The following is a 23506-nucleotide window of genomic DNA, read 5'->3' as shown; positions in this document are numbered from 1 at the left end:
TATGTGCAGCAACGGCGTACAGCTGCGCGTGCGCGGCAAGGTGCAGGGCGTGGGGTTTCGCCCCTTCGTCTGGCAGCTGGCGCAGGCGCTTCAGTTGACCGGTGACGTCTGCAATGATGGAGAGGGCGTGCTGGTGCGCCTCGCGGGTAATGGGGGGGCCTTTACCGCGAGGCTGCATCAGGACTGCCCACCGCTGGCACGCATTGACCACGTTGAAACGCAGCCGTTTACCTGGGCGCAGGTGCCGGAGGACTTTACCATCCGCCACAGCGCGGGCGGGGCGATGGACACCCAGATCGTCCCCGACGCCGCGACCTGCCCGGCGTGCCTGGCTGAAATGCGCGACCCCGGCGAGCGCCGCTATCGCTATCCGTTCATCAACTGTACGCACTGCGGGCCGCGGTTTACCATTATCCGCGCGATGCCCTATGACCGTCCGGCCACGTCAATGGCCGCATTTCCCCTCTGCGTGCCGTGTGAGACGGAATACCGTAACCCGGCTGACCGCCGCTTTCACGCCCAGCCGGTAGCCTGCCCGGACTGCGGGCCCGCGCTGGAATGGCGCGCGGGCAACATCACCGCAGCCCGTGAGGGCGCGCTGAGCGCGACGGTGGCGATGCTGAAAAGCGGCGGCATAGTCGCGGTCAAAGGGCTGGGCGGTTTTCATCTCGTCTGCGATGCGCGTAATTCGCAGGCGGTTGCGACGCTTCGGGCACGCAAACAGCGACCGTCTAAGCCGCTGGCGGTAATGATCCCGAATGCGGACGGCGTGCCGGAGGCGATCCAGACGCTGTTACGCTCCTCCGCAGCGCCGATTGTGCTGACCCCAAAAGCCTCGCTTCCCGGGTTTCCCGAAGGGATTGCACCCGGGCTCGATTGTATTGGCATCATGCTTCCCGCTAACCCGCTGCAACATTTGCTGATGATGGACTGCCGGCGCCCGCTGGTGATGACTTCCGGCAACCTCAGCGGCAGACCGCCTGCCATGACCAACCAGCAGGCGCTGGATGAGCTCGGCGACGTCGCGGACGGCTTCCTGCTGCACAACCGCGATATCCTGCAGCGGATGGATGATTCGGTGATGGATCGCGACGGCGCGATGCTTCGCCGCGCGCGCGGTTTTGTGCCCGATGCCGTCGCGCTGCCTGCGGGTTTTGAGAATATCCCCGCCATGCTATGCACCGGCGCGGAGATGAAAAACACCTTCTGCCTGGTGCGTGGCAGCCAGGCGGTGCTGAGCCAGCATTTTGGCGATCTCGGTGACGAGGGTGTCGAAGCGCAGTGGCGCGGCGCGCTATCGCTGATGCAGAAAATTTACGCCTTTCAGCCGGATCGCGTGGTGTGTGACGCCCATCCGGGTTATCACACACAACGGTGGGCGCAGGCGCAGGGGCTGCCGGTCGAAACCGTACTGCACCATCACGCCCATGCGGCGGCGTGCCTGGCGGAGAACGGCTGGCCGCTCGACGGCGGAGACGCGATTGCCCTGACGCTGGACGGGATCGGCATGGGCGAGAACGGCGCGCTGTGGGGCGGGGAGTGCCTGCGGGTGAACTATCTCGCGTGCGAGCGTCTGGGCGGGCTGCCTGCCGTTGCGCTGCCGGGGGGCGATCTGGCGGCGCGGCAGCCGTGGCGCAATTTACTCGCCCACTGCCTGGCGTTTGTCCCTGACTGGCAGCAGTACCCGGAAACGCGCGCGGTTCAGCGCCACAGCTGGCCGCTGATGGCAACGGCGATCCGGCGTGGCATCAACGCGCCGCAGGCCTCGTCCTGTGGTCGCCTGTTTGATGCGGTCGCCTGCGCGCTGGGTATTGAAACCCAATCCTGGGAAGGTGAAGCGGCCTGCCGGCTGGAAGCGCTGGCCTCGCAGTGCGCGGGCGTCGACCATCCGGTGACGCTGGACGTGGATAACCTCGCGCAGTTCTGGCAGCAGTGGCTGAGCTGGCAGGCGGAATCCTGCCAGCGCGCGTGGGCGTTTCACGACGCGCTGGCAAAAGGGCTGGCGCAACTCGCCGCACGCCATGCCCGACGCCTGTCGCTGTCGACAATCTGTCTCAGCGGCGGCGTGCTGCACAACCGTCTGCTGCGCGCGCGCCTGCGTCATTATCTTTCTGACTTTACGCTTCTTTTTCCTTCGCGCCTGCCCGCAGGTGACGGAGCGATCTCCTTCGGGCAGGCGGCGATCGCCGCTGCCCGGTCATGTTCACAAAGGACTTAAAATGTTACGACTCTTACACAATGAACCTCGCGCCGCGCTTCTGCTGCTGGCTCTGGTAATGGCAAACCTGCTGGCCTGGGGATGGGCATGGCACGCTTTTAGCGGCAGCACGGCGCTGATGGCCGCCAGCCTGCTGGCGTGGTGCTACGGGCTGCGTCACGCGGTGGACGCTGACCACATCGCGGCGATTGATACCGTGACGCGTAAGATGATGCAGCAGGGCAAACGTCCTTCCGGCGTGGGGGCGTGGTTCTCGCTGGGGCACTCCACCATCGTGGTGCTGGCCTCTATTGCTATCGCCGCGACCGCGACGGCGTTTCAGAAAAACATGGAATGGTTCCACGAAACCGGCAGCCTGATTGGCACCGCCGTTTCCGCCACCTTCCTGCTGGCGATGGCGCTGGTGAACATGGTGATCCTGCGCGGCGTCTGGCGCAGTTTTCAGGCGCTGAAACAGGGCAGGCCCGTGCAGGGCGACATCACGCTCCCTGCCCAGGGCGGCGTCATGAACTGGCTGTTTGGCAAAACCTTCCGCCTGGTGAATAAAAGCTGGCAGATGTACCTGGTCGGTTTCCTGTTTGGCCTCGGCTTTGACACGGCCACCGAGATTGGCGTGCTGGGGATCTCTGCCGCCAGCGCGTCAAGCGGGATGTCGGTGTGGTCAATCATGGTCTTCCCGGCGCTCTTCGCCAGCGGCATGGCGCTGGTGGATACTCTCGATAACCTGTTGATGGTCGGTGCCTACGGTTGGGCGTTCAACAAGCCGCAGCGCAAGCTCTACTACAACATGACCATCACCGGCACCTCCGTGGTGGTGGCGCTGTTTATCGGCGGGCTGGAAGCGCTGGGTCTGCTGATGGACAAATTTGCCCTCAGCGGCGGCGTGTGGGATCTGATTGGCACGGTAAACGACAATCTGGGCAACGCCGGGTTTGTGGTGGTCGGGCTGTTTGTCGCCTGCTGGCTGATCTCCATGGTCAACTACCGCTGGCGCGGCTACGACGCGCTGGTGGTACGTTCCTGAACCGGCTCCTGCACGGCGCAACCTCCGCGACTTCGTCAATGGCTGGCGCATAGCGGCATACCGATAAAAAAGATGCTGAAATGTAGAACTTTTGCGGAATAAATATATTCCGCATTCTTCGCTTGTGTGAAATAACGAGAAAGATAATTGAGTTATTTATAAAAATTCGCCATGATTCGCCTCCTGCTGATGATGTCTTTTCAGACTGAGTCGGCTGCCAATAATAAAGCTGGATGATGTTTTTAATCTGTTTCAGATTAAAGTATTTACGAAAATAATAAATAAGGTATTGATAGCGATGATATATCTACTTTGCATTTATTTGATGAATAGAATACGTAAAAAAAAGCCCCGGAATATCGGGGCGGTGAATAATAAAATCCAAAGATTAAGACAGCGTAGACTTGCTGTTGGCCGGGTAAACGAAGCGCCGCCCGGCAAAGCGAGGGTTAAGCAGGTAACAGTTTTAGCAGAGCGAAAGCCTCCTTCATCCGGTCTTCACTAACCACAAAAGCGCGCATCTGACCCTCGTTATCCGCGCCGCGCGCGACCATTCCCTGCGGTTCGAGGGTAATTTGCCAGTTCAGATCCTGACGCTGTGTTTCACCGGCAAGATGCAGCGGTAATTCCGGCGTTTTGACTTTAATCAGCATGGCGGGTAATTTCAGCGGCGCGCTGCCGCCGAGCAGGTTTTTCGCCAGATACATCGCGCTTAATTGAATTGGCTGTAAAAAGGGCAGCACCTGACCGTTAATTTCAGCGCAGTCACCTAACGCGTAAATATCAGGTTGCGTGGTTTGCAGGTAGCTATTTACCATCACGCCACGCTGTATTTCGGCGCCTGCGCGATGCGCCAGCGCGGTTTCCGGGCGCAGGCCCGTTGCAGCGATTACCACATCCACCTCAACGCTGCGGCTGCGGTCGAGCGTGGCACGAATGCCGCCTTCGGTTTTGCTCAGGCTTTGCAGCTGCGATTTCAACAGCAGATGCACCCCCATGTCGGTCAGGCGATGCTGTAAGCGACTGCTTACTTCTGCCGGCATCAGCGACGACAGAATGCTCGCCGCATGGTCGACCAGGGTGACGGATTTACCCGCCCGGCAGAAATCCATCGCCAGCTCGGTGCCTATCAGCCCGCCACCAACAATCATTACCCGCTGCGCGTCGCGAAGCGCCGTTTCGCTGGCCTGATACTCCTGCTGGCTGTTGAGGGTGATCGTCAGCTCGCGGCCTTCAACCGGCGGCACAAACGCAGAGGCACCCGTGGCCAGCACCAGTTTGTCGTACTGCCAGGTTTTCTCTTTTGCTTTTACCACGTGGGCGGCGGCGTCGATGTCGGTGACCCAGGTGTAGGGAAACAGACGCAGGTTAAACTGTTCCGCGAACTCCCCCGCCGTCTGGCGGGTGAGGTCCTCTGCGCGCTGATTCTGGCTAATGACGTGGCTCAGATCGGGCTTGTTATACTCGTCCATGCTGTCGGCGGCGATCACCGTCAGCGGCACGCTGGCGTCCTGCTTGCGGATATTTTTCACCAGCTGGCGGGCGGCAAAGCCCGAGCCGATGATGACGATCCCGTTGCTCATTTTGCCTCCGTACCCAGTTCGTCAAAGACGTCTTTCCCGAGGGAACATTCCGGGCAGAGGAAATTGTCCGGCACGTCACTCCAGGGTGTACCTGGCGCAACGTCCTGCAGCGGCTCGCCCAGTTCAGGATCGTAAATCCACTGGCAGACGCTGCACTGCATGCGCGGTCCGGGATCGGCGGCTGCCGCGGCGGCGCAGGCGCAGGTTTCCTGCTGTGCGGTCGGTTCGGCAGCTTGCGGAAGCGGTGCGAGCGCCCACTGGCGGGCAATGTCGCGGCCGTGCTGGCGGCAGATCTCCAGGGCGTCGATATCCGGACGCCATTTCGCCTTCAGGCTGAGGGACATTTCAAAGCCCGCATCCTGTAAACGGGTGGAGAGACGGTCTACCGCGCCGCCGCTCCAGCCGTGGGAGCCAAAGGCGCTGGCGCGCTTGTTGCGAAAACGCAGGCCGGTCATCTCTTCCACCAGACCGGCAATTTTCGGCATCATCACGTTGTTCATGGTGGAGGTGCCCACCAGCACGCCCTTAGAGCGGAAGACGTTGGTCAATACCTCGTTCTTATCGCTGCGCGCCACGTTGAAGATTTTCACCGCCACGTTGGGGTCCACTTCGTTGATGCCCTGGGCAATGGCGTCCGCCATCATGCGGGTGTTGTTGGACATGGTGTCGTAGAAAATAGTGATGCGGTCTTCCTGATAGTCCGCCGCCCATTTCAGGTAGAGCTCCACAATCTGGGTGGGATTTTCACGCCACACCACGCCGTGGGAGGTGGCAATCATATCCACAGGCAGGTTAAAGCCGAGGATCTCGGTGATTTTCGGCGTCACCAGGCGGCTGAACGGCGTCAGGATGTTGGCGTAGTAGCGCTGGCACTGCTCGAACAGCTCGGTCTGGTCCACTTCGTCGTTGAACAGGCGTTCGTCGCAGTAGTGCTGGCCGAAGGCGTCGTTGCTGAACAGCACCGCGTCGCCGGTCATGTAGGTCATCATGCTGTCCGGCCAGTGCAGCATCGGGGTTTCCACGAAGATCAGCTGCTTGCCGTTGCCGATATCCAGCGCGTCACCGGTTTTCACGGTGTGGAAGTTCCACTCCGGATGGTGGTGGTGGCCGTTGATCGAGTCGATGGCGTTAGTGGTGCAGTAGATCGGCGTGTTCGGAATGTAGGACATCAGCTCGGTCAGCGCGCCGGCATGGTCCTCTTCCGCGTGGTTGATGATGATGTAGTCGATGTCGTCCAGGTCGATTTCACTGCGCAGGTTCTGCACGAACTCGCGGCTGAACTTGTGATCGACGGTATCGATCAGCACGTTTTTACCTTCACGAATGAGATAGCTGTTGTAGCTGCTGCCGCGCAGCGTTTTGTATTCCGTCCCGTGGAAATCGCGCACTTCCCAGTCACGTTGACCCACCCAATGAATGTTATTTTTAACCAGAATAGACATAGCAACCTCTACGTAATACAGCATTTTCAAATAAGATGGTTTGCCTATATCAAGTTGCGTGCCAGTTTTTAACTTATTGATTTCAATTAATTAATATTTTTATGATCCGTAATGGGTAGTCATTATGACTATCAAAAGCAGTGTCAATATGACAACATGCATTGTCAAAATGACAGCGAGGTCACTATGAGCTTTTCCGTAGACGTGCTGGCGAAGATCGCCATTGAGCTGCAGACCGGTATCGGCCATCAGGACCGCTTTCAGCGGCTGATCTCCACGCTGCGCCACGTGCTTGAGTGCGATGCGTCCGCGCTGCTGCGCTACGAGGGGCGGCAGTTTATTCCGCTGGCTATCGACGGGCTGGCGAAGGACGTGCTTGGACGGCGTTTTACCCTTGAGGGCCATCCGCGTCTGGAAACTATCGCCCGCGCGGGTGACGTGGTGCGCTTTCCGGCGGACAGCGATCTGCCCGACCCGTACGACGGACTTATTCCCGGACAGGAGAGCCTGAAGGTGCACGCCTGTATCGGCCTGCCGCTGTTTGCCGGACAAAACCTGATCGGCGCACTGACCCTCGACGGCCTGTCGCCGGACCAGTTTGACACTTTTAGCGACGAAGAGCTGCGTCTGATTGCCGCCCTGGCCGCCGGGGCGCTGAACAATGCCCTGCTGATTGAACAGCTGGAGAGCCAGAACATTCTTCCCGGCAGCCCGGCGGCGTTTGAGCAGGTGACGCACACGGAGATGATCGGCCTCTCTCCGGGCATGGCGCAGCTCAAAAAAGAGATTGAGATTGTCGCCGCCTCAGATTTAAACGTGCTGATCTTCGGGGAAACCGGCACCGGCAAGGAGCTGGTGGCGAAGTCCATTCACGAAGCGTCGCCGCGCGCGGTGAACCCGCTGGTGTACCTCAACTGCGCCGCGCTGCCGGAAAGCGTGGCGGAAAGCGAGCTGTTTGGTCACGTAAAAGGGGCGTTTACCGGGGCCATCAGCAACCGCAGCGGCAAGTTCGAAATGGCCGATAACGGCACGCTGTTTCTGGATGAAATCGGCGAGCTCTCCCTGTCGCTGCAGGCCAAGCTGCTGCGCGTGCTGCAGTACGGCGACATCCAGCGCGTGGGGGATGACCGCAGTCACAGAGTGGACGTCCGCGTGCTGGCGGCCACCAACCGTGACCTGCGTGAAGCGGTGCTGGCAGGGCAGTTCCGCGCCGACCTGTTCCATCGCCTGAGCGTGTTCCCGCTTACCGTGCCGCCGCTGCGCGAGCGCGGTGATGACGTGGTGCTGCTGGCGGGCTTTTTCTGCGAGCAGTGCCGTCTCAGGATGGGGCTTTCCCGCGTGGTGCTGAGCCCGGGAGCGAGGGCGCATCTGCTGAGCTACGGCTGGCCGGGCAACGTGCGCGAGCTGGAGCATGCGATCCACCGCGCGGTGGTGCTGGCGCGGGCGACGCGTTCGGGTGACGAAGTGGTGATCCACGCGCGTCATTTTGCGCTGCAGGATGAAACCGCACCGGCTGTTGCGCAGGCGGTGCCAGAGATAGCGAATGAAAATCTGCGTGAAGCCACGGAGGCGTTTCAGCGTCAGAGGATTACCCACGCGCTGGAGCAGAATAACCGCAGCTGGGCGGCGTGCGCCCGGGCGCTGGAGATGGACGTCGCCAACCTGCACAGGCTGGCGAAGCGTCTGGGACTGAAGGGTTAGATAATCCCGGCCTGATAGAAATCCTGCAGGTTGATGGCGCCGCACAGCCTGCCGGCGTCATCCACCACCGGTGCGGCGGTAATTTTGCGCTTCATCAGCACCTCTTTGGCTTCAATGGCGCGGCTCTCGGCGTTCAGCGTCAGCCCGCCTTTGGTCATGGCGTCCGACACTTTGGTTTCCAGCCTGCCGCCGCCCACCAGCCAGCGGCGCAGGTCGCCGTCGGTGAACACGCCCTTAACGCTCCCGCCGTCATCGCACACCGCAACCAGCCCAAGGCCGGTGCGGCTGAGCTCCAGCATCGCGTCCATGACGCTGGTATCGAGTTTGACCTGCGGAATGGCATCGTCGGTGCGCATCAGGTGGTGAACCTTGTTGAGCAGGCGTGCGCCGAGCGCGCCCGCCGGATGCGAACGGGCGAAATCTTCTTCGTTAAAGCCGCGCGCCTGCATCACCGCCATTGCCAGCGCGTCGCCCATCATCAGGGTGTTAACGGTGCTGGAGGTCGGGGCGAGGTGCATCGGACAGGCTTCACGCTCAACGGAAATATCCAGCGTCGCCTTGGCGGCCAGCGCCAGCGGCGAGCGGGATTTTCCGGTCATCGCCAGCAGGGCGACCGATTTTTCCTGCAGGCGCGGAATAATCAGATCCAGCTCTTTGGCCGAACCGGAGTAGGAGATAAACAGCATCACATCGCGGCTTTCAATCATCCCCAGATCGCCGTGCAGCGCCTCTGCCGGATGCACGAAGAACGCCGGGGTGCCGGTGCTGGCGAGCGTCGCGGCAATCTTTTTGCCGATATGGCCGGATTTACCGATGCCCGCCACGATCACTTTGCCTTCGCAGTGGATAATGGTGTTGGCGGCGCGGACAAAATCCTCGCCCAGACGTTCCGGCAGGCGGCTGGCTTCCTGCAGTTCCAGCATCAGCGTCTGGCGGCCCGTTTCTAACAGAAAATCACTCATCTCTCTCTCCGGTTACGATCACGTCGATTCCTTTCTCTTCCAGCGCTTTCTTGAACGCCGGGTCGATACCCGCGTCGGTAATCAGCTTATCAACGCTTTCAAGGCTACAGACAATGTTGGGGCTTTTGCGGCCAAACTTCGACGAGTCTGCCATCAAAATCACTTCCCGCGCGGCGTTGCACATGGCTTTACTGACGCTGAACACCTCGTTGAACGTCGTAACGCCGGCGTTCAGGTCGATGCCGTCGGTGCCCATAAACAGTTTATCAAAGCTGAAGTGGTCGAAGGCATTCTCCGCAAGCTGGCCGTGAAACGACGCCGATTTTTTGCGGAAGGTGCCGCCGGGCATCAGGATGGTCTGCTCGCTGTCGAACTCCGACAGGGCGTTGACGATGTGCAGGCTGTTGGTCATCACCGTGATGTTGTTAAAGCGGCTGAGCAGCGGGATCATCTGCAGGACGGTGCTGCCTGCATCCAGAATGATGGAATCGCCATCGTGGATAAATTTGACGGCGGCTTCGGCAATCAGCGCTTTCTGGTGGGTATTAATCAGCGTTTTGTGGTCGATAGGCGGGTCCGCTTCGTCCTTATTGAGCACCACGCCGCCGTAGGTTCGAATGACGGCACCAGAGTTTTCGAGCAATACCAGGTCCTTGCGTATTGTCGTGCCGGTGGTGTCAAAGTAGTGGGCCAGATCCTCTACCGAGCATTTTCCCTGCTTTTGCAGATGCTCGAGAATGGCCGCCTGCCGCTGACGAGGTTTCATAGGCGCTTCGTTCCTTAGGTTGCGAAATGATAATTTCGCAAGTCTATAGCTTTCACAACGAAATTATCCATGTTTCAGATTAAGCGCTAATGATAGTGCATTCTGACAGAGTGGATCATGGGGAAAGATCACATCAGGCCGTAATTCCTGCAGCGAAATGCCGTTGATTGCCTGGATTTTCATCGGCCGGGCAAAGACGGTCATGCCGCGCATGATGAGGGAATCGCAGACGTGATTGTTTTCATCCAGCGCAACGGCGACGACCACGCGCGGTTTGAAGCGTCCACCGGAACGCCCGACCCCGACGCGACCTTTCTGACACAGCGCGTCAAACGCGCGGTTAAACTGGTGGATCTGCCAGCCGCCAAACGCCATCTGGCAGATCCAGGCGAGGGCGGCGAGGGTGATGAGTGCGGTGACCATATCGGCTCCTTGTTTTGTTCCCTCTCCCGGTGGGAGAGGGTTAGGGTGAGGGCATCAGGCCGCTCGATCAGAACATCACCTGCCCGCCGGTGACGTTAATCGACTGTCCGGTGCAGTATGAGGCTTTCGGGCTGGCGTAAAACAGCAGCATGTTCAGCACGTCCTGATAATCGCACCCGCGCTTCAGCGGCACTTTATCGATGTAGTACTGCTCAACTTCCTCAGCCTTGATGCCGAGCTTGGTGGCGTACTGCGGCAGCAGGGACTGGAACATCGGCGATTTCAGCAGGTTGCCCAGCATCAGCGAGTGCACGGTAATGCCGTACTCGGCCAGATCCAGCGCCAGAGACTGCGTCAGCCCCACGCCGCCAAACTTCGCCGCGCTGTAGCCGGAGTTATGCTTGCTGCCCACTTTCCCCGATTTGGAGTTGATCTGAATGATGCGCCCCTGAATGCCGTCGCGGATCATCAGACGGGAAAACTCGCGAGCGCAGAGGAAATAGCCCACCAGATTCACCTGTAGCGAACGGTCAAAATCCCCCAGTTCGAAATCGCTGATAAAGGCCGCTTTCGCAACCCCCGCGCTGTAGACCAGCAGGTCGGTACGCCCAAAAATCTCGTCCACGCCGCGGGCCAGCGCCATCACGCTCTGTTCGCTGGTGGCGTCGGCGCCAAACCCGTACGCCATCCCTTCACCAAACTCGGTGTTAATGGTGTCCGCCACGCGGGCGGCTTTTTCACTCTGAATGTCCACTACCGCCACGCGGTAGCCCTCTGCGGCAAGCCCACGGCAGAGGAACTCGCCTAAGGTTTGTCCTCCACCAATGACAACGGCAACCTGACTCATGTGTTTCTCCTTAATTACGCAACAAATTTTAACGTGCAGCCTGGGGTGACAGCCTGCGGAACCGGGCCCGCCACGTGAACCGTGCCGGGATATTCGGCCTGCGGCTGGCCGTCGAAACGCAGGGTGATGTGGCCCAGCTCGCGCAGGTTTTGCTCGGCCACGTCGCCGACGGCGGTCACGGCATAGCGCGCCTCGCCCAGCTCCAGCTGGCTCCCGGCCTTCAGCTCGCCCTTCAGCTCGCCGTGACAGTGGATAAAGCAAAACTCTTCGATATCCGCCGGGGCGCCTTCGCGGAAGGTGATCAGCATCTGGTCGCTCAGCGCGTCAGCCGCGCTCTGGCCGATGCGGGTAATGGTGGTCTGGTAAATCACGGTCATCGCAGGAACCTCTTATTGATAAATAAAGCCGGAGACAAACCAGGCAATCAGCACCGTCGGCGCGCCCGTCAGGAAGCGGCTCACCAGCACGGACGGCACGCCCACGCGCACGGTGTCCTGGCGTGCTTCCGCCAGCGACAGCCCTACGGGGATGAAATCGCACGCCGCCTGGGCGTTAATGGCGAACAGGGCGGGCAGGGCGAGGTGCGGGGGAATGTTCCCCAGACCAATCTGCACGCCAATCAGCACGCCGATGACCTGGGCAATCACCGCGCCCGGGCCGAGGAACGGCGACAGCAGCGGGAAGGAGCAGATCAGCGCCAGCGTCACCAGCCCGAGCGGGTGGCTGGCGAGCGGGGCGAGGCCGTGGGCAATCCAGTCGCCCAGACCGGACGCCATGATGATGCCGATCAGCGCCGAGACGAAAGCCATAAACGGCAGGATGGTTTTCAGCACCGTGTCGATGGTGTCGCGCCCGGACTGGAACAGTACCGCCACGGCGGAACCCATACCCATCCCGACCTTCGCCAGCAGGCCGTCGCTCTGCTCGGTGATCTTCTTGCTGGTGTCGTACTCGCGCGGGGCCGCTTTTTGCGGCGCGGCAGTGCCATTCACCAGAGTGATGTTGTCCTCCTTCACGCCTGAGACATAAATGTCCTCAAGGATGTACTGCGCCAGCGGGCCGGATTTTCCGGTGGAGTGAATATTCACTGTCGGAATGCGGCGCTTCGGATAGATACCGCAGCGCAGCGTGCCGCCGCAGTCGATCACCGCCACGCCGATTTCCGCTTCCGGCGGCTCGCCCTCCTTGAAGCCGTCGACCGCTTCCCAGCCGGTCAGCTCGCGCAGCCTGTCGACGATCGCCGGGCGCGTGCCTGCGGTGATGTAGACGATCTTTTTGCCTTCGGTGGCGTCGAACTCCAGCGGGCCGCCCCAGCCGCCCGTGCCTTTCTCAATGCGGATCCGGTTCATGCTGTGGCTCCTGAAAGATGGACTTTCTGTTCAAGCTGGATGCCCATTTTTTTCTCAAAAATGGCGGTGGTGAGGTCGGTCACCCAGCCGCGGAAGAAGTTGGTGACCAGGCCAACCAGCAGGTAGCTCACCGCCAGCGGGCCGAGCGGCAGGCCAAGGGTGGTGAGACCGCTGGCGATCCCGAGATAGACGAACAGCTCGCCGGGGTTAATGTGCGGGAACAGGCCGTTCATGGAATGGCAGCTGTAGGAGGCGGCGGCGTAGTAGCTCGGCTTGTACTTTTCCGGCATGAAGCGGCCGAGGCTTAAGGTCATCGGGTTGCAGAACACGAAGGTGCCGATGAACGGCAGTACCAGGTAGCGGGACAGCGGATTACCGGCACAGCGCTGGGCGAAGCGTTCAATACGCTGCTGGCCGATAAAGTTAATAAGCGCGTTCATGATCACCAGCAGGCTGATCAGCAGGGGCAGGATCCCGGTCACCATGCCGGTGAACACTTCTCCGCCTTTCTGAAACAGCCCGATGAACCACTCGGCGCCGTGGGTGATGGTTTCTATCATTCTTCTCTCCTGTGAGGCTTTTTTGTTTTTGTCTGACTGGACTAATAATAATCACTTTGAAAGGTTTTAAAGTGTTAGTTAGATCTCACAATGAAAGAAAAATGGATTATTTTGAAAGTTTATTGATGGGGTCAATGATTTTCGGTGGAAAAAAGGGCGGATTTGCGTGGGGGAGGCGTGTACCGCTTCCTTGAGGTGTTGCGGATGCTTTACCATACTGGGTTCTTATCGAACCCGTTAAATGGATGTCTCATGTTCAAGCGTCGTTATGCAGCGCTGTTGCCTGCGCTTATTCTGCTGTCTGCCTGTAGTAGCAAACCTAAGACCGAAGCCGTTCAGCAAACGGCGGGCGCGCCTTCCGGAGGATTCCTGCTGGAGCCGCAGCACAATATGATGCAGATGGGCGGCGACTTCGCGAATAACCCGGCGGCCGAGCAGTTCATCGATAAAATGGTGAGCAAGCACGGCTTTGACAGACAGCAGCTGCACGAAATTTTGTCTCAGGCCAAGCGTCTGGACTACGTGCTGCGCCTGATGGACAGGCAGGCGCCGACGGCCCAGGTGCCGAGCGGGCCGAACGGCGCGTGGCTGCGCTACCGCAAACAGTTTATTACCCCGGACAACGTGCAAAACGGCGTGGTGTTCTGGAATCAGTATGAAGATGCGCTCAACCGCGCGTGGCAGGTGTACGGCGTACCGCCGGAAATCATCGTCGGGATTATCGGCGTGGAAACCCGCTGGGGCCGCGTGATGGGTAAAACCCGCATCCTGGACGCGCTGGCGACGCTCTCCTTTAACTATCCGCGCCGCGCGGAGTATTTCTCTTCCGAGCTGGAAACCTTCCTGCTGATGGCGCGCAGCGAGCAGGACGATCCACTCGATCTGAAAGGGTCGTTTGCCGGCGCGATGGGCTACGGCCAGTTTATGCCGTCCTCCTATAAGCAATATGCCGTCGACTTTAACGGGGATGGTCATATCAACCTGTGGGATCCGGTGGATGCCATCGGCAGCGTGGCGAACTACTTCAAAGCGCACGGCTGGGTGCCGGGCGGCCAGGTGGCGGTGCAGGCGAACGGTCAGGCACCGGGGCTGGAAAACGGCTTCAAAACCAAATACAGCGTTGCGCAGCTGACGGCGGCGGGCTTAACACCGACTCAGCCGTTGGGCAATGTCGATCAGGTAAGTCTGTTGCGTCTGGATGTCGGGACGGGCTATCAGTACTGGTACGGCATGCCGAACTTCTACGCCATCACCCGCTATAACCACAGTACCCACTATGCGATGGCCGTATGGCAGCTGGGGCTGGCGGTATCGCAGGCCCGCGTGCCGGCAGCGTCTCCGTTTAGTCAGTAAGTTGCTCAGACGGGTAGGCCGGGTAAGGCAACGCCGCCACCCGGCATGGCTGCACGCACGGTGCGGCCTGATGCCCTCACCCTGACCCTCTCCCACGGGAGAGGGAAATTCCGCAGAAACATTTCGGCACACTCCCTTTTCAAACCCGCCATTTACATCTTCACCGCCTTTCATTATTGTTATGTTATAACATTTATTGCGGTGTCAAAATGTCAACGTCCCTTTTTTCTTTGTCTGCTCTGGCTCGGCTTTTGCTGGCGCTGGTGCTTGTTGCCTTTATCGGGCTGGCCGTGCGCTGGGCGGTGGCATTGCCATGATTGTGATGAATGAACTGGTCGCGGGATATGAACGTCAGCCCGTTACGCGGCCCCTTTCGGGCACGATTGAGCGCGGCAGCATGACCGCCATTATCGGCGCTAACGGCTGCGGGAAATCCACGCTGCTGAAAACGCTGGCGGGATTTATTCCTCCCGTCAGCGGCGGCTTCCGCTGGCAGGGGAAGCCGCCGGTAATCGGCTGGCTGGCACAGCGTCACGCGCTGGAGGCGCAGTTTCCGCTGACCGTACAGGACGTGGTAAGCATGGGCTGCTGGCCGGGCATTTCGCTTTTTTCCGGGTTTCGTCACGAAACGCGGCTGCGCATTGCCAGCGCGCTTGAGCGCGTCGGGCTTGAGTCCATGGCGTTATCCACCATCGATGAACTCTCCGGCGGTCAGTTTCAGCGCATGCTGTTTGCCCGCGTCCTGGTGCAGCAGGCGCCGCTGGTGATGCTGGATGAACCCTTTACCGGGGTCGATGAAGCCACCTGCAGCGTGCTGATGGATCTGATGCTGGAGATGTATATGCAGGGGCAAACGCTGCTCGCGGTACTGCACGACAGCGAGCGTGTGTCGCGCCATTTCCCGCAGACGCTGCGGCTGGATGCTGACGTTCCCCAGTGGAAAACCGAGCGGGTGAGGGTGGCATGATCTGGCATCTCTTTTTTCAGCCGTTTATTGAGTACGGCTTTATGCGTCGCGCGCTGGTGGTTTGCCTGGCGCTCTCGGTCAGCACCACCGCGCTCGGCGTGTTTCTTCAGCTGCGTCGGATGAGCCTGATGGGCGACGCCCTTTCTCACGCCATTTTGCCGGGTGTCGCCGTGGGGTATTTGCTCAGCGGTATGTCGCTGCTGGCGATGAGTATTGGCGGTTTTATCGCGGGAATTACCGTGGCGCTGCTGGCCGGTCTGGTCAGTCGACGCACGCCGCTGAAAGAAGATGCCAGCTTTGCCGGGTTTTATCTTGGCTCGCTGGCGCTGGGGGTTACGCTGGTATCGCTGCGCGGGTCGAATGTCGATCTGCTGCATCTGCTGTTTGGCTCCATACTCGCCGTGGACAACGACGCCGCGCTGTTTGTCACGGGCGTGTGTATGTTCACCCTTATCACGCTGGCGCTGTTTTATCGCGGGCTGGTCACAGAAGCGTTTGATACCGCCTGGCTGCAGGTGAACGCCCGCTGGCTGCCTGGCCTGCTGCACGGACTGTTTCTGGCGCTGCTGGTGCTTAACCTGGTGGCCGGTTTTCAGGTGCTCGGCACGCTGATGGCCGTCGGGCTGATGATGCTTCCGGCCGTGGCAGCCCGCTGCTGGGTGCGCACGTTACCTGCCTTACTCCTGATGGCGGGTATCAGCGGTATCTTTTGCGCATGGCTGGGGCTGAGCCTCTCCTGGGCGATGAGTCTGCCGGCCGGGCCGTCCATCGTGCTCACCGCCAGCGCGCTGTTCTTTATTTCCATTTTACTGGGTACGCGAAGCAGGCTCGCTGGCAGCCTGCGGGCGTATTTTTAACGCAAGGGGAAACGATGAAACGTACAGGATTTGTAGTGGCGCTCGCGCTGGGGATGATGTCGCACGGCGTGATGGCGAAAACGCTGAATGTGGTGACCAGCTTTTCGATACTGGGGGATATCACGCAGGAGGTGGGCGGCGACCATGTGAACGTGACGACGCTGGTCGGGCCGGACGGCGATCCGCATACCTTCGAACCGTCGCCGAAAGACAGCGCGGCCCTGAGCAAGGCTGATGTGGTGGTGGTGAACGGCCTGGGGCTGGAAGGCTGGCTTGATCGTCTGGTGAAAGCCTCCGGGTTCAAAGGGCAACTGGTTGTCGCCTCAACAGGGGTGAAAACCCACACGCTTGAGGAAGATGGAAAGACTGTGACCGATCCCCATGCGTGGAACAGCGCGGCGAACGGGGCGCTCTATGCGCAAAATATTCTGAACGGGCTGGTGAAAGCCGATCCGCAAGATAAAGCGGCGCTCGAGGCTACCGGTAAGCCGTATATCGCGGAGCTGACGCAACTGGATCACTGGGCCAAAACGCGCTTTAGCCAGATCCCGCCGGCGAAGCGTAAAGTGCTGACCAGCCATGACGCGTTCGGCTATTTCAGCCGCGCTTACGGCGTGACGTTTATGGCGCCGCAGGGGCTGTCGTCTGAGAGCGAAGCCAGCGCGGCGCAGGTCGCTGAGATTATCAATCAGATCAAAGCCGACGGCGTGAAAACCTGGTTTATGGAAAATCAGCTCGATCCGCGTCTGGTGAAACAGATTGCGTCGGCGACGGGCGCACAGCCCGGGGGCGAGCTTTACCCCGAAGCGCTGTCGGCAAAAGGTGGGGTGGCAGACACCTACATTAAGGCGTTTCGCCACAATGTGAACACTCTCGCTGACAGCATGAAATAACCTTTCCACCGCCGGTGCGTCCGTACCGGCTTTTTTCTGAAGCCCCCTCGTAAAACCTGAAGTCCATCCCCACATCTGACGAGAAAGTGCTATCTTGTGCAGCACGTTTTTCTGATGCCTGGAGCGAGAATGACTGACCATGAATTGATGCAGCTTAGCGAGATCGTTGGCCTTGCGCTGAAGCAGCGTGGCGCGACAATCACCACCGCCGAATCCTGCACCGGCGGCTGGGTGGCGAAAGCGATTACCGATATTGCCGGCAGTTCCGCCTGGTTTGAACGCGGTTTTGTGACCTACAGTAACGAAGCTAAAGCTCAGATGATTGGCGTGCGTGAATCCACGCTTGAACAGCATGGCGCGGTCAGCGAACCGGTGGTGATCGAGATGGCCATTGGCGCGCTCAAAGAGGCGCGGGCAGACTACGCGATTTCCATTAGCGGCATTGCGGGCCCGGACGGCGGCAGCGACGTGAAGCCTGTCGGCACCGTCTGGTTTGGGTTCGCCACCTCCAAAGGGGAAGGGATCACCCGCCGGGAATGCTTCAGCGGCGATCGCGAAAGCGTGCGTCGTCAGGCAACCGTTTATGCGTTAAAAACGCTCTGGCAACAATTTCTACAAAACACTTGATACTGTATGACCATACAGTATAATTGCACCAACAGAACAGAAATCCACGGTGAAGCACAGTCGCTTCTCCCGGCATGACAGGAGTAATAATGGCTATCGACGAAAACAAACAGAAAGCGTTGGCGGCAGCACTGGGCCAGATCGAAAAGCAATTCGGTAAAGGCTCCATCATGCGCCTGGGTGAAGACCGTTCCATGGATGTGGAAACCATCTCCACCGGTTCGCTTTCTCTGGATATCGCGCTGGGCGCTGGCGGTCTGCCTATGGGCCGTATCGTAGAAATCTACGGGCCAGAGTCCTCCGGTAAAACCACCCTGACGCTGCAGGTGATTGCCGCGGCACAGCGCGAAGGTAAAACCTGTGCGTTTATCGATGCCGAGCACGCGCTGGACCCTGTTTATGCCCGCAAGCTGGGCGTGGATATCGACAACCTGCTGTGTTCTCAGCCGGACACCGGTGAGCAGGCGCTGGAAATTTGTGACGCGCTGGCGCGTTCTGGTGCCGTTGACGTTATCGTGGTCGACTCCGTTGCCGCACTGACGCCAAAAGCCGAAATCGAAGGTGAAATCGGTGACTCTCATATGGGCCTCGCGGCACGTATGATGAGCCAGGCGATGCGTAAGCTGGCGGGTAACCTGAAGCAGTCCAACACGCTGCTGATCTTCATCAACCAGATTCGTATGAAAATTGGTGTGATGTTCGGTAACCCGGAAACCACTACCGGTGGTAACGCACTGAAATTCTACGCCTCTGTCCGTCTGGATATCCGTCGTATCGGCGCGGTGAAAGAGGGCGAAAACGTAGTCGGTAGCGAAACCCGCGTGAAGGTTGTGAAGAACAAAATTGCTGCGCCGTTCAAACAGGCTGAGTTCCAGATCCTCTACGGCGAAGGGATCAACTTCCTCGGCGAGCTGGTTGACCTGGGCGTGAAAGAGAAGCTGATTGAAAAAGCGGGCGCCTGGTACAGCTACAACGGTGACAAGATTGGTCAGGGTAAAGCGAACGCGATCTCCTGGCTGAAAGAGAACCCGGCTGCGGCGAAAGAGATTGAGAAGAAGGTGCGTGAGCTTCTGCTGAACAACCAGGACTCCAAACCTGATTTCGTGGTCGATGCCGCGGATGCTGAAGAAACTAACGAAGACTTTTAATTGTTTCGTTTAAAAATGAAGGGCTGCTGATGCGGCCCTTTTTGCATTTCTGAATCAGCAGGTTTTTTATGAGTGAACCGACAACACGTCGACCCGCGTATGCACGCTTACTGGACCGCGCGGTGCGCATCCTGGCCGTTCGTGACCACAGTGAACAGGAGCTGCGGCGAAAACTGTCGGCTCCGGTGATGAGTAAAAACGGGCCGGAAGAGATTGATGCCACCGCTGAAGATTATGACCGCGTGATTGCCTGGTGCTATGAGCATCGTTATCTTGATGACGAGCGCTTTGCCTCACGGTTTCTCGCCAGCCGCGGCCGTAAAGGATATGGGCCCGCGCGCATCCGGCAGGAGCTGAACCAGAAAGGGGTGGCCAGGGAGTCCATCGAAAAAGCGATGCGCGAATGCGATACTGACTGGTGCGAGCTGGCCAGAGAACAGGCGATTCGTAAATACGGCGAACCGCTGCCGCGTGAGTTTTCAGAAAAAGTTAAAATCCAGCGCTTTTTGCTCTACCGCGGCTTTCTGATGGAAGATATTCAGGATATCTGGCGTAATTTTGCCGATTGAACGCATGCGGGATTTTACTTCCCACTAAAGAAAACTTATCTTATTCCCACTTTTTCCAGTAGCTGGTCTGTCCAACGGTTTACCGATACAGGCTGGCTACGACATTTCGTTAGCTTGATTTCAGGATAATTATGAGCAAGAGCACCGCTGAGATCCGTCAGGCGTTTCTCGATTTTTTCCATAGTAAGGGACACCAGGTTGTTGCCAGCAGCTCCCTGGTACCGAACAACGATCCGACTCTGCTGTTTACCAACGCCGGGATGAACCAGTTCAAGGATGTGTTCCTTGGTCTCGACAAGCGTAATTATTCCCGCGCCACAACCTCACAGCGTTGCGTGCGTGCGGGCGGTAAACACAACGACCTGGAAAACGTCGGTTACACCGCGCGTCACCATACGTTCTTCGAAATGCTGGGTAACTTCAGCTTCGGCGACTACTTCAAACACGATGCTATTCAATATGCGTGGGAACTGCTGACCGGTGAAAACTGGTTCAACCTGCCAAAAGAGCGTCTGTGGGTTACCGTCTATGAAACCGATGACGAAGCCTACGAAATCTGGGAAAAAGAAGTCGGGATCCCGCGCGAGCGTATCATTCGCATCGGTGATAACAAAGGCGCGCCATACGCGTCTGACAACTTCTGGCAGATGGGTGATACCGGCCCTTGCGGTCCGTGCACCGAGATCTTCTACGATCACGGCGACCACATCTGGGGTGGGCCTCCGGGCAGCCCGGAAGAAGACGGCGATCGCTACATTGAGATCTGGAACATCGTGTTCATGCAGTTCAACCGTCAGGCCGACGGTACGATGGAGCCGCTGCCGAAGCCTTCCGTCGATACCGGTATGGGCCTGGAGCGTATTGCAGCGGTTCTGCAGCACGTTAACTCCAACTACGAAATTGATCTGTTCAGCACCCTGATCAAAGCCGTTGCGAACGTTACCGGCGCGACCGATCTGAACAACAAATCGCTGCGCGTTATCGCGGACCACATTCGTTCCTGTGCGTTCCTGATTGCCGACGGCGTAATCCCGTCGAATGAAAACCGTGGCTACGTGCTGCGTCGTATCATTCGTCGTGCCATCCGTCACGGCAACATGCTGGGCGCGAAGGACACCTTCTTCTATAAACTCGTTGGGCCACTGATTGGCGTGATGGGTGCTGCCGGTGATGAGCTGAAACGCCAGCAGGCGCAGGTAGAGCAGGTTCTGAAAACCGAAGAAGAGCAGTTTGCGCGTACACTTGAGCGCGGTCTGGCGCTGCTGGACGAAGAGCTGGCGAAACTTAAGGGCGACACGCTGGATGGCGAAACCGCTTTCCGCCTGTACGACACCTACGGCTTCCCGGTTGACCTGACGGCGGACGTTTGCCGCGAGCGCAACATCAAAGTTGACGAAGCGGGCTTCGAAGCCGCGATGGAAGAGCAGCGTCGTCGTGCGCGTGAATCCAGCGGTTTTGGCGCAGACTATAACGCGATGATCCGCGTTGATAGCGCATCGGAATTCAAAGGTTATGACGCGCTGGAACTGACCGGCAAAGTGACCGCCCTGTTTGTTGACGGTAAAGCCGTGGACAGCATCAGCGCGGGCCAGGATGCGGTTGTCATTCTGGACAAAACGCCGTTCTACGCGGAGTCCGGCGGTCAGGTTGGCGATAAGGGCGAACTGAAAGGCAACGGCTTTAGCTTTAGCGTCAGCGACACCCAGAAATACGGTCAGGCGATTGGTCACCAGGGCAAACTGGTTTCCGGTTCTCTGAAAGTGGGCGAGGGCGTACAGGCTAACGTTGATGAAGCTCGCCGCGCGCGCATTCGTCTGAACCACTCTGCAACCCACCTGATGCACGCTGCCCTGCGCGACGTACTCGGTACCCACGTAGCACAGAAAGGTTCTCTGGTTAACGACAAAGTGCTGCGTTTCGACTTCTCGCATTTTGAAGCGATGAAACCGTCTGAGATCCGCGCGGTGGAAGATCTGGTGAACGCGCAGATCCGTCGTAACCTGCCAATCGAGACCCACATCATGGAGCTCGAGGACGCGAAGAAAAAAGGTGCGATGGCGCTGTTTGGTGAGAAATATGACGACCGCGTTCGCGTGCTGAGCATGGGCGACTTCTCTACCGAGCTGTGCGGCGGTACGCACGCATCGCGCACCGGTGACATCGGCCTGTTCCGCATTGTTTCCGAGTCGGGTACGGCGGCAGGCGTGCGTCGTATTGAAGCGGTGACCGGTGAAGGTGCGATTGCCAGCCTGCATGCGCAGAGCGATCAGCTGCACGACATCGCGCAGCTGCTGAAAGGCGATAGCCAGAACCTGGGCGAGAAAGTGCGCGTTGCGCTGGATCGCACGCGTCAGCTGGAAAAAGAGCTGCAGCAGCTGAAAGAGCAGGCTGCGGCGCAGGAGAGTGCAAACCTCTCCAGCAAGGCTGTAGACATTAAGGGCGTCAAACTGCTGGTCAGCGATCTGGCGGGCGTTGAGCCTAAGATGCTGCGTACTATGGTCGACGATCTCAAGAACCAGCTTGGTTCTACCGTTATCGTGCTGGCGACAGTGGCAGAAGGTAAGGTTTCTCTGATTGCGGGCGTCTCTAAGGATGTGACCGACCGCGTTAAAGCAGGGGAACTGATTGGTATGGTCGCTCAGCAGGTGGGCGGCAAGGGTGGCGGTCGTCCGGACATGGCGCAAGCCGGTGGTACGGATGCGGCGGCACTTCCGCAAGCTTTGGCCAGCGTTGAAAGCTGGGTAAGCGCGAAACTGTAATAACTACAAAGCACAAGCAGACGCCATAGCGGTAACGTTATGGCGTCTTGTTCACTGTGCTATCGATAACGATAAAGTCAGGTTGAGTTTGTGTATATCGGCTAAACTTACGTTTAACAGAATGTGATGCCGTGACTGCTTACACTTTACGTGTTTGTCATCGCTTACTTTTTGGCGTTATATGATGGATAATGCCGGGATACAAGAGACCCGACTCTTTTAATCTTTCAAGGAGCAAAGAATGCTGATTCTGACTCGTCGAGTTGGTGAGACCCTCATGATTGGGGATGAGGTCACCGTGACAGTTTTAGGGGTAAAGGGTAACCAGGTACGTATTGGTGTTAACGCTCCTAAAGAAGTATCTGTCCACCGTGAAGAGATCTACCAGCGTATCCAGGCTGAAAAATCCCAGCAGTCCAGTTACTGATATTGTCGCGTCTCGCTGTCGGGCGAGCCGCAACCCTCCTGTCATTTTTCCTGCTCAACGTTACCGTTTAATTTCAAACGCTCTCTTTTTAACCACTCCGTTGCCCTAAACTCGCCCTTACGCCGCTATTTCTGCAAAGGTTTTCTGTGAAGATGCCTGCAAAATCCGCTTATAAAACACCCTCTTTGCGGCTTTTACATGCGAATTGCGTGTGATTTGTGCAAACGATAAAAGCTTTTGGAAAATTGTTTGACTTATAAGTCCCAGAAAGTAATATATGCGCCACGCAGCGACGAGAAGCTCTTAACGAGTAACTCGAAGCACTCGAAAGAGGCGTTGTGTGGTGAGGTGGCCGAGAGGCTGAAGGCGCTCCCCTGCTAAGGGAGTATGCGGTCAAAAGCTGCATCCGGGGTTCGAATCCCCGCCTCACCGCCATTTTGCATCCGTAGCTCAGCTGGATAGAGTACTCGGCTACGAACCGAGCGGTCGGAGGTTCGAATCCTCCCGGATGCACCATCTATTACTTCATATTGCTTTAGAAGTGATATGAATATCGAGCAGTACAATAGTAAATCCCGATGCATCCGTAGCTCAGCTGGATAGAGTACTCGGCTACGAACCGAGCGGTCGGAGGTTCGAATCCTCCCGGATGCACCATTTACTATTTCTGAAAGCAGTACCCTGATGCATCCGTAGCTCAGCTGGATAGAGTACTCGGCTACGAACCGAGCGGTCGGAGGTTCGAATCCTCCCGGATGCACCATATTCTCCGAGATAATAGCCACGCTGTTGTTTCAAGGTCTGCGAGTTAATCGCGAGCACCAGGGAGGATAACGTTGCTTCAGCAACGGCCCGCAGGGCGAGGCGCAGCCGAGTAATCCTCCCGGATGCACCATTTACTGTTTCTAAAAGCATTTCCCGATGCATCCGTAGCTCAGCTGGATAGAGTACTCGGCTACGAACCGAGCGGTCGGAGGTTCGAATCCTCCCGGATGCACCATATTCTCCGAGATAATAGCCACGCTGTTGTT

General features: G+C 58.4%; 21 protein-coding genes and 5 tRNA genes. 17 read left to right on the top strand and 9 right to left on the bottom strand.

Features of this window, described 5'->3' with window-relative positions:
* Window position 1: 1 nt before the first annotated feature.
* Window positions 2-2218, top strand: a complete 2217-nt coding sequence (gene hypF / locus UR289_RS16340) for a carbamoyltransferase HypF (RefSeq protein ID WP_320710932.1) — start codon at window positions 2-4, stop codon at window positions 2216-2218.
* Between the two features lies 1 nt (window position 2219).
* Window positions 2220-3242: a HoxN/HupN/NixA family nickel/cobalt transporter gene (locus tag UR289_RS16335; RefSeq protein ID WP_033146376.1), complete on the top strand. Its 1023-nt coding sequence runs from the start codon at window positions 2220-2222 to the stop codon at window positions 3240-3242.
* 449 nt (window positions 3243-3691) lie between these two features.
* Here UR289_RS16335 and norW read toward each other — a convergent pair whose 3' ends face one another.
* Together norW and norV are read right to left on the bottom strand one after the other, a co-directional pair.
* On the bottom strand, window positions 3692-4825 hold the full coding sequence (gene norW / locus UR289_RS16330; protein WP_320710930.1) for an NADH:flavorubredoxin reductase NorW: 1134 nt from the start codon (window positions 4823-4825) through the stop codon (window positions 3692-3694).
* Window positions 4822-6267: an anaerobic nitric oxide reductase flavorubredoxin gene (gene norV, locus UR289_RS16325; RefSeq protein ID WP_064673533.1), complete on the bottom strand. Its 1446-nt coding sequence runs from the start codon at window positions 6265-6267 to the stop codon at window positions 4822-4824. Before norV ends, norW begins: the two co-directional genes overlap by 4 nt.
* A gap of 186 nt (window positions 6268-6453) precedes the next feature.
* Here norV and norR point away from each other — a divergent pair, with 186 nt between their 5' ends.
* Window positions 6454-7968, top strand: a complete 1515-nt coding sequence (gene norR / locus UR289_RS16320) for a nitric oxide reductase transcriptional regulator NorR (protein ID WP_320710928.1) — start codon at window positions 6454-6456, stop codon at window positions 7966-7968.
* On the opposite strand, the gene gutQ is transcribed toward norR, so the two are convergent.
* The 7 genes from gutQ to srlA all read right to left on the bottom strand — a co-directional run bounded on the left by gutQ (window position 7965) and on the right by srlA (window position 12875).
* Entirely contained in the window at window positions 7965-8930 is a 966-nt protein-coding gene (gutQ, locus tag UR289_RS16315; protein WP_033146372.1) for an arabinose-5-phosphate isomerase GutQ, read from the bottom strand. The genes norR and gutQ overlap by 4 nt on opposite strands.
* Complete coding sequence (srlR, locus tag UR289_RS16310) at window positions 8923-9696, bottom strand: glucitol operon DNA-binding transcriptional repressor SrlR (protein WP_032640855.1); 774 nt, start codon at window positions 9694-9696, stop codon at window positions 8923-8925. Before srlR ends, gutQ begins: the two co-directional genes overlap by 8 nt.
* Window positions 9697-9759: 63 nt before the next feature.
* Window positions 9760-10119 (bottom strand): transcriptional regulator GutM, encoded by a 360-nt coding sequence (gutM, locus tag UR289_RS16305; RefSeq protein WP_236902443.1) that lies wholly within the window; start codon window positions 10117-10119, stop codon window positions 9760-9762.
* A 67-nt stretch (window positions 10120-10186) separates the two neighbouring features.
* A complete protein-coding gene (gene srlD, locus UR289_RS16300) occupies window positions 10187-10966 on the bottom strand; it encodes a sorbitol-6-phosphate dehydrogenase (RefSeq protein WP_320710925.1) in 780 nt (259 codons plus the stop codon).
* Window positions 10967-10980: 14 nt separating this feature from the next.
* Window positions 10981-11343: a PTS glucitol/sorbitol transporter subunit IIA gene (gene srlB, locus UR289_RS16295; RefSeq protein WP_023308951.1), complete on the bottom strand. Its 363-nt coding sequence runs from the start codon at window positions 11341-11343 to the stop codon at window positions 10981-10983.
* Window positions 11344-11355: 12 nt separating this feature from the next.
* A complete protein-coding gene (locus tag UR289_RS16290; protein ID WP_023308950.1) occupies window positions 11356-12315 on the bottom strand; it encodes a PTS glucitol/sorbitol transporter subunit IIB in 960 nt (319 codons plus the stop codon).
* Window positions 12312-12875 (bottom strand): PTS glucitol/sorbitol transporter subunit IIC, encoded by a 564-nt coding sequence (gene srlA, locus UR289_RS16285; protein ID WP_023333189.1) that lies wholly within the window; start codon window positions 12873-12875, stop codon window positions 12312-12314. The genes UR289_RS16290 and srlA overlap by 4 nt, the downstream gene beginning before the upstream one ends.
* Before the next feature lie 252 nt (window positions 12876-13127).
* Here srlA and mltB point away from each other — a divergent pair, with 252 nt between their 5' ends.
* The 14 genes from mltB (at window position 13128) to UR289_RS16215 (ending at window position 23475) form a co-directional block, all read left to right on the top strand.
* Window positions 13128-14228 (top strand): lytic murein transglycosylase B, encoded by a 1101-nt coding sequence (mltB, locus tag UR289_RS16280; protein WP_176690050.1) that lies wholly within the window; start codon window positions 13128-13130, stop codon window positions 14226-14228.
* 313 nt (window positions 14229-14541) lie between these two features.
* Window positions 14542-15195 (top strand): metal ABC transporter ATP-binding protein, encoded by a 654-nt coding sequence (locus UR289_RS16275; protein ID WP_087823292.1) that lies wholly within the window; start codon window positions 14542-14544, stop codon window positions 15193-15195.
* A complete protein-coding gene (locus UR289_RS16270) occupies window positions 15192-16052 on the top strand; it encodes a metal ABC transporter permease (protein ID WP_039263400.1) in 861 nt (286 codons plus the stop codon). The genes UR289_RS16275 and UR289_RS16270 overlap by 4 nt, the downstream gene beginning before the upstream one ends.
* A gap of 14 nt (window positions 16053-16066) precedes the next feature.
* The gene (locus UR289_RS16265) at window positions 16067-16945 is read left to right on the top strand and encodes a metal ABC transporter substrate-binding protein (protein WP_320710921.1); all 879 of its coding nucleotides are present in this window, start codon (window positions 16067-16069) and stop codon (window positions 16943-16945) included.
* 129 nt (window positions 16946-17074) lie between these two features.
* A complete protein-coding gene (gene pncC / locus UR289_RS16260) occupies window positions 17075-17572 on the top strand; it encodes a nicotinamide-nucleotide amidase (RefSeq protein WP_023308944.1) in 498 nt (165 codons plus the stop codon).
* An 89-nt stretch (window positions 17573-17661) separates the two neighbouring features.
* On the top strand, window positions 17662-18720 hold the full coding sequence (gene recA, locus UR289_RS16255) for a recombinase RecA (RefSeq protein ID WP_023308943.1): 1059 nt from the start codon (window positions 17662-17664) through the stop codon (window positions 18718-18720).
* Window positions 18721-18788: 68 nt separating this feature from the next.
* Window positions 18789-19289, top strand: coding sequence for a recombination regulator RecX (gene recX / locus UR289_RS16250; protein WP_033146366.1), 501 nt, complete (start codon window positions 18789-18791; stop codon window positions 19287-19289).
* 131 nt (window positions 19290-19420) lie between these two features.
* Window positions 19421-22048, top strand: coding sequence for an alanine--tRNA ligase (gene alaS, locus UR289_RS16245; RefSeq protein ID WP_045888112.1), 2628 nt, complete (start codon window positions 19421-19423; stop codon window positions 22046-22048).
* 241 nt (window positions 22049-22289) lie between these two features.
* Window positions 22290-22475 (top strand): carbon storage regulator CsrA, encoded by a 186-nt coding sequence (gene csrA / locus UR289_RS16240; RefSeq protein ID WP_000906486.1) that lies wholly within the window; start codon window positions 22290-22292, stop codon window positions 22473-22475.
* A 342-nt stretch (window positions 22476-22817) separates the two neighbouring features.
* A tRNA-Ser gene (locus UR289_RS16235) sits at window positions 22818-22910 on the top strand.
* 4 nt (window positions 22911-22914) lie between these two features.
* A tRNA-Arg gene (locus UR289_RS16230) sits at window positions 22915-22991 on the top strand.
* A gap of 64 nt (window positions 22992-23055) precedes the next feature.
* Window positions 23056-23132, top strand: a tRNA-Arg gene (locus UR289_RS16225).
* A 29-nt stretch (window positions 23133-23161) separates the two neighbouring features.
* Window positions 23162-23238: transfer RNA gene (locus UR289_RS16220), tRNA-Arg, on the top strand.
* A gap of 160 nt (window positions 23239-23398) precedes the next feature.
* Window positions 23399-23475, top strand: a tRNA-Arg gene (locus UR289_RS16215).
* Window positions 23476-23506 lie beyond the last annotated feature (31 nt).

Origin of the sequence: Enterobacter sp. 302C9 (genome assembly GCF_034106085.1) — a bacterium.
Taxonomy (GTDB): Bacteria; Pseudomonadota; Gammaproteobacteria; order Enterobacterales; family Enterobacteriaceae; genus Enterobacter; species Enterobacter asburiae_B.
Note: the sequence above shows the minus strand (reverse complement) of the source record. Positions and strands in the feature narration are given on the sequence as shown.